At 59.9% G+C, this 15,028-nt stretch carries 10 protein-coding genes and 3 pseudogenes; 8 read left to right on the plus strand and 5 right to left on the minus strand.

Annotated features, from left to right (window positions below; all coding sequences use genetic code 11):
- The first annotated feature begins 81 nt into the window (after window positions 1–81).
- The 5 genes and pseudogenes from AC56QQ_RS32265 (at window position 82) to AC56QQ_RS32285 (ending at window position 4,052) form a co-directional block, all read left to right on the plus strand.
- A complete protein-coding gene (locus AC56QQ_RS32265; RefSeq protein ID WP_497100475.1) occupies window positions 82–1,434 on the plus strand; it encodes a TolC family outer membrane protein in 1,353 nt (450 codons plus the stop codon).
- A 163-nt stretch (window positions 1,435–1,597) separates the two neighbouring features.
- Window positions 1,598–2,344, plus strand: a complete 747-nt coding sequence (locus AC56QQ_RS32270) for a carbonic anhydrase (protein ID WP_497100474.1) — start codon at window positions 1,598–1,600, stop codon at window positions 2,342–2,344.
- Window positions 2,345–2,917: 573 nt separating this feature from the next.
- A pseudogene (locus AC56QQ_RS32275) lies at window positions 2,918–3,079 on the plus strand (IS6 family transposase); the annotation flags it as partial.
- A 95-nt stretch (window positions 3,080–3,174) separates the two neighbouring features.
- Complete coding sequence (locus AC56QQ_RS32280) at window positions 3,175–3,600, plus strand: hypothetical protein (protein ID WP_497100473.1); 426 nt, start codon at window positions 3,175–3,177, stop codon at window positions 3,598–3,600.
- On the plus strand, window positions 3,597–4,052 hold the full coding sequence (locus AC56QQ_RS32285) for a hypothetical protein (RefSeq protein WP_497100472.1): 456 nt from the start codon (window positions 3,597–3,599) through the stop codon (window positions 4,050–4,052). The genes AC56QQ_RS32280 and AC56QQ_RS32285 overlap by 4 nt, the downstream gene beginning before the upstream one ends.
- A 51-nt stretch (window positions 4,053–4,103) precedes the next feature.
- Here the strand turns inward: AC56QQ_RS32285 and AC56QQ_RS32290 are convergent.
- A pseudogene (locus tag AC56QQ_RS32290) lies at window positions 4,104–4,334 on the minus strand (transposase); the annotation flags it as partial.
- A 168-nt stretch (window positions 4,335–4,502) separates the two neighbouring features.
- On the opposite strand from AC56QQ_RS32290, the pseudogene AC56QQ_RS32295 reads away from it, so the two are divergent.
- Window positions 4,503–5,541, plus strand: a pseudogene (locus AC56QQ_RS32295) (IS110 family RNA-guided transposase).
- A gap of 394 nt (window positions 5,542–5,935) precedes the next feature.
- Here AC56QQ_RS32295 and AC56QQ_RS32300 read toward each other — a convergent pair.
- Complete coding sequence (locus tag AC56QQ_RS32300) at window positions 5,936–7,315, minus strand: AAA family ATPase (RefSeq protein ID WP_497124692.1); 1,380 nt, start codon at window positions 7,313–7,315, stop codon at window positions 5,936–5,938.
- 1,364 nt (window positions 7,316–8,679) lie between these two features.
- Here AC56QQ_RS32300 and AC56QQ_RS32305 point away from each other — a divergent pair.
- Together AC56QQ_RS32305 and rpoN are read left to right on the plus strand one after the other, a co-directional pair.
- Window positions 8,680–9,213 carry a peroxiredoxin gene (locus tag AC56QQ_RS32305; RefSeq protein ID WP_497100469.1) on the plus strand — a complete coding sequence of 178 codons (534 nt, stop codon included), beginning with the start codon at window positions 8,680–8,682 and terminating at the stop codon, window positions 9,211–9,213.
- 168 nt (window positions 9,214–9,381) lie between these two features.
- On the plus strand, window positions 9,382–10,707 hold the full coding sequence (gene rpoN / locus AC56QQ_RS32310; RefSeq protein ID WP_497101042.1) for an RNA polymerase factor sigma-54: 1,326 nt from the start codon (window positions 9,382–9,384) through the stop codon (window positions 10,705–10,707).
- Between the two features lie 13 nt (window positions 10,708–10,720).
- On the opposite strand, the gene AC56QQ_RS32315 is transcribed toward rpoN, so the two are convergent.
- The 3 genes from AC56QQ_RS32315 to AC56QQ_RS32325 all read right to left on the minus strand — a co-directional run bounded on the left by AC56QQ_RS32315 (window position 10,721) and on the right by AC56QQ_RS32325 (window position 14,680).
- Window positions 10,721–11,326, minus strand: a complete 606-nt coding sequence (locus AC56QQ_RS32315; protein WP_497101041.1) for a nitrogen fixation protein NifQ — start codon at window positions 11,324–11,326, stop codon at window positions 10,721–10,723.
- Window positions 11,327–11,759: 433 nt separating this feature from the next.
- Entirely contained in the window at window positions 11,760–12,812 is a 1,053-nt protein-coding gene (locus tag AC56QQ_RS32320) for an LLM class flavin-dependent oxidoreductase (RefSeq protein WP_497100468.1), read from the minus strand.
- 269 nt (window positions 12,813–13,081) lie between these two features.
- Window positions 13,082–14,680, minus strand: a complete 1,599-nt coding sequence (locus tag AC56QQ_RS32325; protein WP_497100467.1) for an SDR family oxidoreductase — start codon at window positions 14,678–14,680, stop codon at window positions 13,082–13,084.
- Window positions 14,681–15,028 lie beyond the last annotated feature (348 nt).

Consider the following 15,028-nt stretch of genomic DNA (forward strand, 5'->3'; position numbering starts at 1 on the left):
CTCTGCGCGCGCGATTGTCCAGCGTTCAGAATTGGAGAAATCAATTTGCGACCAAGTAAGAGACTGGCCGGACTGGCATTCTTGATTGTAGTGACTGCACCGCTATCTTCGAACGCCGCCTCGCCCGAGAGCATTTTGGGCGCCCTAGCGGAGGCATACCAGAACAATTCTTCTCTGAATTCGTCCCGCGCCAATGTCCGCGTCACGGACGAGAGCGTGGCCATCGCCAAGTCAGGGTGGCGCCCGACGATCGAGGGTTCCGCGAGCATCGAGCAATCCAGCAGCCCTGTTAACGGGAGGAATAAAAACGCGCATACGACAACCGGCAAATATGGCGTCAAGATCAAGCAGACGCTGTTTGACGGTTTTCAGACTAGGAACAACGTCGCCGCCGCCGAATCGCAGGTCAAAGCTTCGGTCGAAAGCCTGCGCAACACCGAAGAGAACATCCTGTTCAAAGCAGCCCAGGCCTATATGGACGTCGTTCGTGACCGGCAGAAAGCGGTGCTGAGGCATCAAAATGTGCGGTTCCTGACCGAGCAGGCGCGAGCTGCGCGTCTGCGCTTCGAGGTCGGCGAGGGTACACGTACTGACGTCGCCCAGGCCGACGCCTCGCGCGCCTCTGCCGTGGCGCAATTGGCCGCCGCCCGTGAGCAGCTCCTGGTGAGCGCGGCGACCTACCGTCAGATCGTCGGTCACGAGCCGGGGAAGCTCAGGGCCGCTTCGCCGCTGTCGAAGCTGTTGCCGCCGAGCCTCGATGCGGCAATCGTGACTGCATCGAGCCAACACCCCGCCATCCTGGCCTCGGAGCATCTGGTTGACGCGGCAGCGTTTTCGGTGAAATCGGCCGAAGGTGCGCTGCTGCCACAGCTTTCCGCTTCCGCCGGCGTCTCGAGCGCCTATAGCAACACCTCGCCTATTGCCAGCCAGCAGGACGGCACGACCAATTCAGGCAGCATCGGCGCGACACTGACCATACCGATCTATTCGGGTGGCCGCACTTCGGCGCTGGTACGACAGCGCAAGGAATCGCTCGGTCAAGCCCGGATCGATATCGATGTCGCCCGCGATCTGGTGCGTCAGCAAGTGACTGCGGCATGGACGACGTACACCGCAGCCCGGCAAACCCGAGCAGCCAACAGGCAGGTGATTGCCGCTGCGCAGCTTGCCTTGAATGGCGTCATGGAGGAGCGCGACGTCGGCCAGCGCACCACGCTCGACGTTCTCAACGCTCAGGCCGCAGTCATTACCGGCAAGATCGATCAGGCCAAAGCCGAACACGACGTGGTGGTGGCGAGTTATGGCATCCTAAAGGCAATCGGTCACCTATCCGCCGAGCGTCTCAACCTGCAGGTGACAAAATACAGGCCGGAAGAACACTACAACGATGTCAAGGACAAGTGGATCGGTCTACGCACGCCGGACGGGCGATAAACCGCCCGAGGAGATGTACTCATATACCACCTGGGGTACTGTCGAGCACTTGTAGGTGAGAGCGCAAATTGCGACGATGTTGCCACATCATAGTTGCGACTGCAGCTCCCGCCATGACAACCCCCAATTGAAAAGTTCAGTCACATCCAGGAGCGAAAGCGATATGCATCGTCGTAATCTAATCAAAGGGTTCGTTGCACTCGGCGCGTGTCCCGTTTGCGCTGAAGCCGCGCGGGCGGCCAGCACCCATTGGGGATATGCCGGCCCGGTCGGACCCGAACACTGGGGCGATATGGATAATTTCGTCTGCTCGGCGGGCACGCAGCAATCGCCGATCGATATCAAAGGCGCGGTCAAGGCGGATATTCCGCACATCGCCATAGGTTGGCATAAGGGCGGCGGCAAGATGGTGAACAACGGCCACACCATTCAAGTCAACCTGCCGCAAGGCAGCACGCTCACCCGGGGGGATCGTGTCTACGAACTGGTACAGTTCCATTTCCATGCGCCGAGCGAACACCACGTCGCAGGCAAGAGTTTTCCGATGGAAGCGCATTTCGTCCATAAAGACACCCGTAGCGATACTCTGGGTGTGCTGGGCGTGTTTCTGACGCCAGGCGCGACAAATGCCACCTTTGCCAGCCTTGCCGCAGCATTTCCCGCAATCTCAGGCGAGGAGACAGCGGTCGACGAGGTCGACCCCAACGGGCTTCTACCGGCTTCGCTTGGCTACTGGACATACGAGGGATCATTGACGACGCCGCCATGCACCGAGAACGTCAAGTGGATGGTTGCGACGGAACCGGTTGAGATCGACCCAGCAGACATAGAGCGATTTACCTCGCTCTATCCGTTGAACGCGCGGCCTATCCGTTCACCCAATCGGCGCTTCATCCTAGGCCTCGGCTGAGGTCCCGCCCACCGTCACGGGGTGGGGCCTGGCTGACGCTGTATCGACGTCTGCTTCAAATATCGTGGGGATGTGCTCCGCATCGCAGAGGCCCTTTGGGAGCTCGGCCTCACCTTGGAGCGGACCAAGAGCAAGTTGGTCGAGTTTGGTCGGTCGCGCAGCGACAGGCGGGCAAGCGCGGAAGGAAACGCCCGGAGACGATCTAGTTTCTGCCTGACGCTGTACTGCACGCGTAACCGCGTCGATACCGTTGGTGTAGTCGAGCCGGCCGACCCCGGTTGCAAGCTTCGCGCCACTGCGTTTCTTCTGCAGGGAACGAGATATAAGCGTCCTGTTTCCCAAGCGACTCCGAAGCATATTGTGCGACCTGGGATCGATGCCGATCGGAACACTTTTGGCAACGCATCTGTACCAGTCCGAAAGGATCTGTTGCAACCTTTTGATTACCAGTGCTGTGGCAAGGAGCCTTCGATCATTTCGGAGGTTGCAATGTTCAAAGGCCGCCAGCGACCAATCCGTGAGGTGCTGTCACATTGATTTTGGCTTAACGGTTTGACGATAAGTCAGGTTGGCATGGTCGAAGCATGCGCCACCTACAAGAACCATCGCTTTCCGATCGAAATCGTTGCTCATGCCGTCTGGCTTTATTACCGGTTCGGGCTGAGCCTGCGCGATGTTGAAGAAATGCTGCTGGAGCGGGGGATCGTCGTCTCCTACGAGACCATCCGCCGCTGGGGTGTCAATGACCACGGAATCGGGACCCTGTTTTTTCGCGCAAAAGGTACGAAAATCACCCCTCAAACAGGGTCCTCATTCCATGAAAAATCACAGTGGCGATCAAGCAGGCCCGCTCGTTCTTTCCCTTCCCCCTGCTGGGCGTAGATTTCGACAACGACAGCGCCTTCATGAACGAGTTCGTCGTCTCCTGGTGCCGAAGTGAGGACCTGGAAGTGACGCGCTCTCGTGCCTATCGAAAGAATGACCAGGCGCATGTGGAGCAGAAGAATGGCGCCATCGTGCGTCGCCTGGTGGGGTATGGTCGGTTTGTCGGCGCGGAGGCAACAGCCGCTCTTGGTCAACTTTATGCTGTGGTGCGGCTTTACGGCAATCTGTTCCAGCCGTCATTCAAGCTTCAGGAGAAGACGCGGATCGGCGCTCGTGTGATCAAGCGCATCATCCGCCAATTCCGCCTGCGGCCCGTGTCCTTACACATCCGGGTGTGGCCGAGGCCAACAAGCAGCAGCTACAGGCGATGATGGAAACCGCCGATCCCGTGCTGCTGTTTGCTGGTCTCCGCGCCGCGCAGGCGGAGCTTGGACGGCGGGTCGATCGTCGTGGCCTGAATGCGAAGATTGAGGAGCCGGCCGTTATCGATCTCCAGCGCTTCACCGCGAATCTGAAGACGGCCTGGAAGAGTGGCGAGACCCGACCAACGCATCGGCGGCCGTATCGGCGGACCAAACCCTATCCGAAGAGGCCCAGCATGTACGAGCCGTTCGAGGCGCAGATCAAGGCATGGCTCGACGAAGAGCCGGCGCTGTCGGCAGCAAGTGTGTTGCTACGCCTGACAAAGATCGACCCGTCGCGCTTCAAGGAAAGGAACCTGAGAATGGTGCAACGGCTTGTGAAGGCCTGGCGCATGGAAATGGCTGGGCTGATCATCCTCGATGGCGGCTGGATGAAGAGCTGGCCCCATCGCGCTCGGTAACATTCCTCGCTGAGGCAATAGGGGGGGGTCAATTTCTCATTTCGCCCGACACCAGGGGCCGAAATGGATCGGCAGCATCCGCCAACCGCAACCGGAGCGGACCAGGTAGCGCACGGCGTTGACCACCTCCCGGAAATCAACCTCGCGCGGACGGCCGCGACGCCCAGGCTTGGGCATCAGCGGTGCGAACTGCTCCCACTCTTCGTCCGTCAAATCAGACGGGTAGCGCTTGGTCTTCTTGGCAATCTGGGCCATCCGCCCACGGCTCTGCTCTGTCCACATCAACAGCTTGAATCATAACCAAGCCTCAGACGGAACCCATAGCCAGCCGATTTTCAAAACAGATGGGGTGATTGGGGTCTCGGCCGAGCCAGATGATGGCGGCTGCTCCTGTCGAAATGTGAAAACGTGGTCGATGTGAGTCGCCACAAACATTTGGAAGGAGCAGCCATGAAGTACTTTGCCGGACTGGACGTGTCTTTGGAAGAGACCTCTATTTGCATTGTCGACGAGACTGGCCGGATCGTGAAGGAGGCGAGAGCGTTGAGCGATCCGCAGGCGTTGTGTGAAGCGCTGAAGGGGACCGGCTTGCCGCTTGAGCGGATCGGCCTGGAAGCGTGCTCGCTGACGGCCTGGCTTCACGATGGACTGCACGCCGAAGGCTTGCCGGCGACCTGCATCGAGACGCGGCAGGCCAATGCGGCGATGAAGACCATGCCCAACAAGACCGATCGCAATGACGCCCGCGCGCTGGCGCAGATCATGCGCACCGGCTGGTATCAGCAGGTGCACGTCAAGAGCCGGCAAGTGCCGGCTTTGGCGCTCGCTGCTGGTTGCCCGCCGCACGGTGCTGAACGAGATGCGTTCGATCGAGAACGTGGTGCGGGCGATGCTGCGCGAGGCCGGCGTCAAACTGGGCTTGCCGTCGCGCAGCGCTTTTGCCGGCCGCGTGCGGGAACTGGCCGGCGCCGACGCCCAGATGATGGCGATGGTCGAGCCGCTGCTTGCGATCCTCGCCGTCATGCTGGGAGAGTTCGCCCGCCTGACCAAGCAGGTTCTCGATATCGTGCGCAAGGAGGAAGTCTGCCGGCGGCTGATGAGCGCGCCGGGCGTCGGGCCGATCACCGCGCTTGCCTTCCGCGCCACGATCGACCGGCCGGAGCGGTTCGGCTCGTCGCGGGCGGTAGGGGCGCATCTGGGGCTGACGCCGGCGCGCTACCAGTCCGGCGAGACCGACATCCAGGGAAGGGTCAGCCGCTGCGGCGATGAACTCGCCCGCACCGCCCTCTACGAGGCAGCGCATTCGCTGCTCGTGCGATCGAAGAAGTGGTCGAGCCTCAGGGCCTGGGGCATGACCATCGCCGGGCGCCGGGGCATGGCGCGGGCGCGGGTGGCGGTGGCCCGCAAGCTGGCGGTCATCCTGCATCGCATGTGGGCCGAGGCAACCGAATTCCGCTTTGGAAAGGAGCCTGCCGCGGTGGCGGCGTGAACCGAGGCCAATCAAAGGAACACGCAACACGAACAAAGCCTTCGCCCGAAAGGGCGATGCCCGGATCGTTCCGTGGGGACGATGGGCGAGGCGATCTCGTTGAGAGTCCCGAACCTGCCGGCCAAAACTCGGCAAGGTCGTGAAACAGATTGAGACGCCTCGCTCTCCTGACCCCATCATGCGGCGGCCAGAGCGCCGACCGCGAAGAGAAGCGAGTGACCCACGGAACGGTCCAGAAAAAAGTGCAGGAGCATCTTGACCTCAACGACCCCAATCAGAGAAGCCTCTAAGATGGGCAAGACGCCCGAAAGGGCCTCACGTATGCGGCACTTTCGGGCCGTGCAAGAGCTCAACATTAAGAATCCAGCGCAAGGCGAACTCTGGCCGCACAACATTAGCCGCAGCAGTCACTCTCATCTTCTTCGGCTCCTTGTCTTTTTAAGGTTTTCTCACTGAGGCCGACAAGGCGCCTATTGAGACGGCTCGACAATGTTCGAGTGTCGCCGAAGACCATCTTCACATCCTCGCGCGAGACGACATCACCGCCATCCCGTGCCAGGCTCCGTTGAGCCAAACGACGGACCATTTCCTTGACATAGGCCGCGGTGCTGTTCTCCGAGCGTGCAACGGCGTCCGCCACCGCTCCGTTTTCGAAGACGAGCGCACGACCGTACAGCGCGATCAGCCGCTCGCGGCAACTGGCGTCGGGAAGCGGTATCTCAATTGCTTCGTCGACGCGGCCCGGGCGCGAGGCGAGCGCGTCCTCAATGTCCTCCGGCCGGTTAGTCGTCAGCAAGAAGAGGATATCTGTGTTTGGTTCAAGACCATCCATTTCATTCAACAGACGGTTGAGCAGACGTTCGGCTTTCAGGCTATATACGTTTTCTCGCGACCGACCCATCAGGTCGACGTCCTCCAGCACGACGATGCTCGGCTGAAGGGTGCGGGCCAACGCGATGTAGAACCCAATCGCCGCTGTCTGCTCAGCCGTAACCAGAACGGTAGTGCGTCCGGGCAGGTTGGCAGAAACATAACGGATGACGTGTGTCTTGCCTGTGCCAGGGGGACCATAAAGCAGAATACCCTTTTGCGCGTGTTGGCCGAGGCGCTTCAACCCCTCTCGGTGTCGATCAAGGTCGAAGATGTTGGCATCAAGACGCGCCATAGTTGCCTCCGAAAGCACGACCTCGTTCCGGGGTACGGCAGGAAGGCGATGAACCCGCATCGCTCCCGGCATCCCGGAGTTAAATGCATCGTCTTCAAAAGAGAGAACCTTGTTGCGGTAGTATTGCGAGCTTTCGCCTGCCGCATGGATTTTGCCAAGAAATCCATGCGAGAAGGCGCAGGCCTGCTCGCCCGGCAGATAAGCGATTTCCACTTGAACCGTTCGGCCGCCCCAGCGGTCAAAAAACTGCGACAGGAGGACCGCCACAGGCTGTTCGCCGATAAGGAATAACCACAGGCCATTGTGCAGTGACGCGTAAGGCACATCTTCGCCGACATCGATGTCCTGATATTGCAAGGGTGTCAGCGCAACGACGGTTCCACCCTCGCTAATGACCATGTCCGACAACTTCATGGCATCGAACTCGTCCCGCTGGTGGACGCCGACGAGCTTGGGAGATAAGGGCGCAATCTGCTCTTCAATGACCGTTTGAACGTCCGGCAGCAAATGGGCAGCAAACTTTCGGCGCGAGCTAGCGAGACCTGTCAGATCATCGGTTTTGAAATGCCGATTTAGTGCCTGCCAGGCATAGCGATCAATATGGGTCACAGCAAATCCTTCAGTTGAGTTGAGCGGAAGATCAATGCGCTCTTCATCAAGTGTCGTTAGGGGCAGCCGAGGCTCTCCTCGAATTTTGCAGACGTCCCACCGACAAAGATCATGGAAGCAATTTGCGTGCCCGGTTGGCGCTCCGTTGCGTTCTGCCGCTTCCCACCAACCAGCGGCGCTTCTTGGCGACCTTTTCGGTCGGCCTTGCGACAATTCTAGTCCAGTTTCCGACACAAGAGGTTTCGATAGAGACGCTCGGCGAGACTAATTGGAACGCCAGCATGTACCCGAGCCGAATTCGACCTCATCGACTCTGGACAATGGCGCTTGCCGAAGAGCGGCCGGCGATGATTGCTGCGACCGGCCTGCGTTCACGTTAGTCGCGGGGCAGACACACTGTGCAATCGCTGTGCCGGCTGATGCGGGGTATTGCCTGGGCTTGCGCTGTCTGGTCCGTCCTTTGCCAGCCGGTGCCGGAAGCGTGAATACCCGCTCTACACAGGACTTTTGTCCAGTGTGATGACGTGACGGCTCTGGCGCGCAGCACCGGGTTGGCGAAGACGTCGTCCCGAAGCGATAGCGCTGGTGCAGAAGCAGCTTCATTGGAATGGCATGCCGCTTGCACCCTTCTGGTTAGAGCCCATCAAACCACGAAGAAGGCGACTACCATGGCTGACGCGCGAAGCTCCAAACGATCGACAAAGCCGACGGCGGCCGTCTTCGCTGAAGACCGGGACATCGTCCGGTTTGGAGATCCGTCCTCGGAAGCGGCTTTGCAGCTGGGGTCCGATGTCGAGACGCCAGATGATGCTCGCGCATTTGCCAGACATCGGTTTGCATCAGCATGTCAGTGGCCAAGAGGCGCCTCAAAGTTTCGGCAGAGCCCACGTCAGCCGGAAACAGGCAAGTCCAGCCAATACGCTGAACCAGTTCAGCCACGCCGGTCTGTGGCGTGGAGACTCACATTTGCGACTCATACGCTCATCCCGCTACTGGTCATTTCCGGTTGCCAGGAGACTGACCCCCGCCAATGAGGAGTGGGTGATCCATGCCGGCTCCGGCGCCGTAGTCGCGGCAAGACAGATCGAGCCGCTCGAAGGTGCCCTCATCCCTCATATCGATGCCCTTCGGGTGAGAAAGATCTGGAGCCGGACCGTTCCCATGGATCGGGAGCCGCGTCCCCTCATCCCTCACGTCGATGCCGTTCGGGTGAGGAACATCTGGAGCCGGGCCGTTCCCATACACCCTAATGGGGAAAGCATCGGGAGCGCCGTCGGCATCATGCCCGGCACAAGACCCGCAGTTCGGTATTGCGCCAGCCCCCGCAAGAATCCAGTGCCAGTTTCCTTTAAAGGAGAAAATTGATGACCGGTCAAAAGAAGGTTCCCTTCGTCACGTTTCTCACGCGTGTTCGCGATGATTCAGTCCAGGGCCCCAATCCATACCGCTGGGAAGAAAGAACATCCGACGACTACTTTGCCGGCAAACGGGTCATCCTGTTCTCGCTGCCTGGCGCTTTCACCCCGACCTGTTCGACCTACCAACTGCCCAATTTCGAAGACCTCTACGAGGAATTCAAGAAGGAAGGAGTTGACGCGATCTACTGCCTCTCCGTCAACGATGCCTTTGTCATGAATGCATGGGGGAAGTCCTTGGGGCTGCAGAAAGTCGAGCTGATCCCGGACGGTTCAGGCGAGTTCACTCGCAAAATGGGCATGCTTGTTGCCAAGGACAATCTCGGCTTCGGTATGCGCTCCTGGCGCTACGCGGCTCTGGTCAATAATGGCGTGGTGGAGCAGTGGTTTGAGGAGGAAGGTTTCTCCGACAACTGCGAGACCGACCCCTATGGCGTCTCATCCCCGCAGAACGTCCTTCAAACATTGAAGGACGCAGCATGACCTGGTGCCGAAGATGTGCAGCTGCGTTTTGGACGACACTTGCACAAGGGCAAAGCTCTAAAGCGGCGCGCCCGGTGAGGTCATTCAAAGGTCACGCGCAAGCGTCGACCTGTGAGAGATCGAACTAGCCGCGGTCAAGAGCTTCTTAGACAGGAATACCAAGTGACCATGAAATCGTCATTCAGCCTACTTCAGAAACAGTCTCTTGCATTATCGCCTCAACTCATCGAGTCGATTCGCATGCTGCAACTGAACATTCCCGAACTGCATCAGTTCGTGGAGCAGGAGCTCGAGAAAAATCCCCTTCTGGAGCATCCGAAGGGGTCCCGGGATCTGCCCAGGCAAAGGAAATCGAGCACCGCCTTCGAGGAGTTTGTCGCCTTACCCGAAACGTTGCACGACCATGTCGCTAGTCAGATTTCCTTCACCGCCTTCACACAGCACGAGCGGCTGATTGCTAATGTGCTTGCGGGTCATCTGGATGACACTGGTTATCTTGGGGCAAGTGCTTCGGAGCTGGCCGGGAAGCTAAACATCCCGCTGGCCGATGTGGAACGAGTTTTGGGTATCCTGCAGCACCTCGATCCGCCGGGAATTTTCGCACGATCTCTCGGCGAATGTTTTGAGATACAGCTGCGCCAGCGAGACCGGTTCGACCCGGCCATGGCGGCTTTGATTGCCAACCTTGACGTGCTTGCGCGACGCGATTTTCAGACTTTGAAGGAGCGTTGCGGCGTCGATGACGAAGATCTTCTCGACATGCTGCAGGAAATCCGTGCGCTCGCCCCCAAGCCCGGAAACGCATTCCACTCGGGCGCGCCGGAAGGCATCGTACCGGACGTCTGGGTCACGCCCTCGCCCGGAGGTGGATGGCAGATCGAGCTTGATCCGAACACGCAGCCCAAGGTGCTGATCAACCACACTTATCTCAAGGAGGTTTCATGCCGAGTCGCCAAAAAATCGAAAGACATGATATTTCTCAACGAATGCTTGAAGAACGCGACCTGGTTAATCCGCAGCCTCGATCAGCGTGCCAAGACGATCGTCAAGGTTTCGACCGAAATCGTGCGCCAGCAGGATGCCTTCCTGAAATATGGCGTCGCCCACCTACGGCCTCTCAATCTCAAGGCGGTCGCTGACGCGATCAACATGCACGAGTCGACTGTAAGCCGGGTGACGTCGAACAAGTACATGCAAACCCCACTCGGGGTGTTCGAGCTCAAGTACTTTTTCACTGTCGCGATCGCCTCTTCCGAAGGCGATGTCGCGCACTCCGCCGAAGCTGTCCGCCATAGGATCAAAGCAATGGTCGCCGAAGAATCGTTTGATAACGTGCTTTCGGACGATGACATCGCTGACCGGCTCAAGGAATACGGCATCGATCTCGCTCGCCGCACCGTCACAAAATATCGCGAGGCGATGAATATCCCCTCCTCGGTACAGCGGCGCCGGGAAAAACGCTTTTGGCGCAATCAAGGCCTCAAGGCCTCGTGACGAAAAGCGGCTCTTAAACCGATGTGACGCGTTCTTCACATTCGCCTTCCTCGGGGCCGAAGCAATTTTCGAAATCACTGCATTCCCGACAATTGGGTGCAGTGCACAGCGAAAACCCTTCGGCCTCGCAGAGTTTGCGGTAAAAGTACTTCTTCCATTTCATGTTTTGGGTGTTGCCGGCCGCCAGCGTTGGAAAGTGCGTGGCAAGAAGGCGATTGAGCTCGGCCCGGTCGAGAAGCCCAAGGTCCTGCCACAGATGGCCATCATGCATGGCGCGCCGGGCGAGTATCTTAGCGAAGCGGGCGCTCGCCGGGTCGCTCGGCCGGGCATGTGCCAGTAGCAGGCCGCGCAGAAGTTCTTCCTCCATACCGGGCTCAGGATCGCTGACGTCTTCGGAGGCGAATGCTGCCATCGCGGTACCGGGGAAACTGCGGGGCAAGACCTCGCGCAACTCGGCATGGGAAAGGCCTGTTGACTCCGCCGCTGTCGCCTTGCCAGCCTCGACCTCCTTGAGCGCACAGGAGAAGACGCAGGCAAGCACATGTTCGTCGAACTCCTTCTCCGGCTGGATCGTGGGCCATTGGCCGGCGCCGATACGCGCATCGTTTTGACCGGACATGGTTCCGTTCTCCTGGTCTGTGCCTTCACGCAGCACTCTGCCGTGCGCAACATGGGTCAGTCAGTCTTTCGGGCACACGTGTGCGCAGGCTCGACCCCAATGGAGCGGTCGGCGAGATCGACCGCCATGATCATGCAATTGAGTTCGCCTTCAAACGCGTCGTGCAGCCCGTCGCAGGCGCGAGGATTTCACCCACGACACGACGCCTTGAAGTTGCCTGACGGCGCGAGCAGATTCTGAAGCAGCGGTTAGCAGTGAAAGCGCAGCCGTCCGCAGGTGAGATAGTGGGGAACCCCATCTGGGGCCGTCCAGGTGACGGAAGCGCCGCTCATCGAAAGCACACCAAGTTCCATTCATGAGCCTGCCATTGAACCGTGCGTCTATGCCGAGTGTAACGAAAAAGAAGCGGCACGAAGTTCGACCCCTTGTGAATTCAAACGCGCGCATGACCCAGCGCCTTGTTGATCGCGGGAATGATCTTGTCTCCCCAGAGTTCGATCTGGCGCAGCATTGTCCTTTGGTCGAAATCCCCCAACTGGGTCTGGATTGCGATCTGATCCGGTTTCAGAATGTCGATCTCTTCCAGCAAGCGATCAATCACGCGATTCACGCTGCCGATCGGCATATTGTTGCGCATTGCCTCGAAGGACAGATCCTGCTGGGCGGGCGTTTCCTGCAGCAGGTAGCCGTCGTGGCTCTGCTGGCGGCGCTGATGCAGCGCCTCGGACAGGCGGCGCTGGAAGCGGGCGTTGTCGAGATAGCTCTTGATCTCCTCCCCGTCATCGCTGGCGTAGCAGCAACGCAGCAGCGATATCCTGGCGGCGGTGACATTTCTGTCCTCGGAAGCCGCCGCCTCCTTGATCGCTCCGCGCAACGTGCTCAAAGTCTCCAGGCCGTCGTGGAATGCCGTGACAAAGAAATTGTGTCCCTCGCGGTAGGCCCGTTTCATGCGGGCCGGGCCGCCGGCCATCCAGATCGGCGGGGCCGGCCTCTGGACGGTGGGTACTGAAATCGCCGTCGGGGGTATTTTCTCATAGTGGCCATCGTGCTCGAAGATGTTCTGGTTGAGACCTTTCAGAAGGATGTCGAGGTGTTCCGAAAAGATGGCCGGCGCCTCATCGATATTGACGCCGAAGCGCTCGAACTCGAACTGTTGGTATCCAGAGCCGACGCCGAGTTCCAGGCGACCGTTCGCAAGGATATCGGCGAAGCCGATCTCGGAGAGCAGACGCTGCGGTTTGTAGAGCGGCAGCACGCAGATGGCAGTGCCGAGGCGAATGGTGCTCGTCACGCCGGCGCAGTGGGCCACCATCATCAACGGCGACGGGATCAGGCTGTAGTTGTTGAAGTGGTGTTCTGCGAACCAGGCTGTGCCGAAGCCGGCCTGCTCCGAAACGATGGCCTGTTCGATGGAGTTTCGGATGACGATGTCGGGGGATTGATGATAGCCACGTTGGGCGGCCAGGATGAAGGTGGCGAATTCCACTGTGTTTCCTTGTTTGCTGCTGGTTGGCGGATTTGGAAATGCGCTCGTCCGAGACACCGATTGTCTCGGATCGGGCGCCTGGCAGGGGCACAGTGTTGCGATAAGCGGTTTTGCGATCCGCGGTTGCGGGCACGCCCCAGAGCTTGTCCCCGTGCCGAGGGACGTTTTGCCCCGCCGACATCTTCGATTGGGGCGGCGCTGCGGGCGCGTGCCAAGCCAGGGTCTCCGCTTTCATGAACAGCACCGGTCGCCTGGCGAATGGTCGATGTTCAAACAGCCGCCTGCGCAAAGCATTCGTCGTAGAGTTCGCTGGCGTTTCCTGCGTCACCGAACGCGGTCCAGCCGCCGTCCACATAGAGGATCGAGCCGTTGATGTATGAGGCGTCGGACGAAGCCAGGAAAAAAGCAGCATCTGCAACATCTTCCGGCCGTCCCATCCTACCCAAGGGGATTCGGCGTCCGATCGCTTTCGTGTCGATGCGGCGGGCCTTCGCCAACTCGCTAATGGCAGGCGTGCGGATGTAGCCAGGAGCGACAGTGGCAGTGCGAATGCCGACGGGCCCCAGTTCGGCCGCCATGCAGCGGGTCAGCATATCCATCCCCGCCTTCGAGGCGCCATAGGCATGACGCGGCGCGAAGGGCAGAAAGCTGTTGATCGATCCTAGGTTGAGGATCACCCCGCCGGGGCGCATCATCTTGATCGCTTCACGCGCGCAAGTGAAGGCGCCGGTGAGATTAACATGCAGGACATGTTCGATCTCTGCAGGCATTTGTTCGATGCCCGCCACAAAAGTGTCGACAGAAGCACCATTGACAAGGATATCAAGGCGCCCGAAGCGCCCCCGCAGCTCCTCAAACAGCGCCACCACCTCGCTCTCGATTGCCACATCCACGGATTTCGCTATGTTCTTGCCGCCGAGCAATGCAGCCAGGAGTGTCGCTGCGGCGGTATCTTTATCGGCGATCACGACGGTGTCACCGTTCGCGGCAAAACGGACAGCAACAGCGGCGCCTACACCGTTGGCGCCACCTGTGACGAGCACGACTCGCGCGTCGGTGCGTTCGGCCGGAGAGGAAAGTTCTGTTCTGGGGAACCCTTCCACCTCAGGGCTGGCGTCCCCGGGTTGGTTGAATGACATCCAGCCGCCGTCGACCACCAGGACCGATCCAGTGACGTAGCCTGCCTTCGCGCTGGCCAGAAAACGCACAGCCCGGGCGATCTCGTCGGGGCGAGCCATGCGTCCCATTGGCACCCGACGGCGCATCGCCGAGAGGTTCATTTTGCCTGCTCGTTCCAGCTCTGCAATCATAGGCGTGCGCACGCAGCCCGGCGCTACCGCCGTCACGCGGATGCCGCGAGAAGCCCACTCGCATGCAAGCGACTTCGTCAACGAGATCAGGCCCGCTTTCGAGGCTGCGTAGGCATTGCGCTTGGGATTGCTGGCCACGCCTGACATCGAAGCGACGTTGACGATGGCACCTCCCGGCCTCATGCGCCTCGCCGCCTCGCGCGCCATGAGGAACGGCCCAATCAGGTTTACTGCCAGGCCGCGTCGGAAGGCGTCGACATCGGTGTCGACAGTGGCAGCCATAGTGGGTCCCACCCCGGCGTTGTTGATGAGGACGCCGATCTGCCCGAACTGTGCTTCGACCCGGCCATAAAGCGCAACGATATCTCCCTCTCGTGAGACATCGCACTCAAGGCCAAAGTGCGGCTCGCCGAGATCGCGGGCCAGTTCAACCACGCCGCTCCCCGGAAGGTCCACCGCAACAATAGTGTCTCGATCTCCGGCAAGAACATCGACCAGGGCACGGCCGATCCCGCCCGCGGCGCCTGTTATAATGACGACCCGTCCTGCATGCTTCATGGGAACTTTCTCCAGGAGTCTCGGGAATCTCTGCCCTCGACGTCGTGCGGCCGAATGGTGTGCCGCGGTAGAGCACCTGTGCTGGTGCCGGTCGCTTGCGTTCCCAGACGTCGTCCGCGTGGGCTGCGGTCCAACTCTCGGTTGGATAGCCGAATGTGGTGAGCGACGCCTCGAGCACAGGCGCTTGCTCGATGAGCGGCTCTGCCAAAGTCCAGCAAATCGATGTAGACCGGCCTCGCCACGCTCGTGGCCTCAGAGCAGAGCGCTGTCACGGTCACGCTGTCGCGGGCAGAAAGGCTACCCTGCCGGCCGCATCTTTACCGTGCAGGGTGTCGCCAAGGCTGCTGT

The sequence above is a fragment of the Mesorhizobium sp. RCAM 05099 genome, from assembly GCF_059683685.1.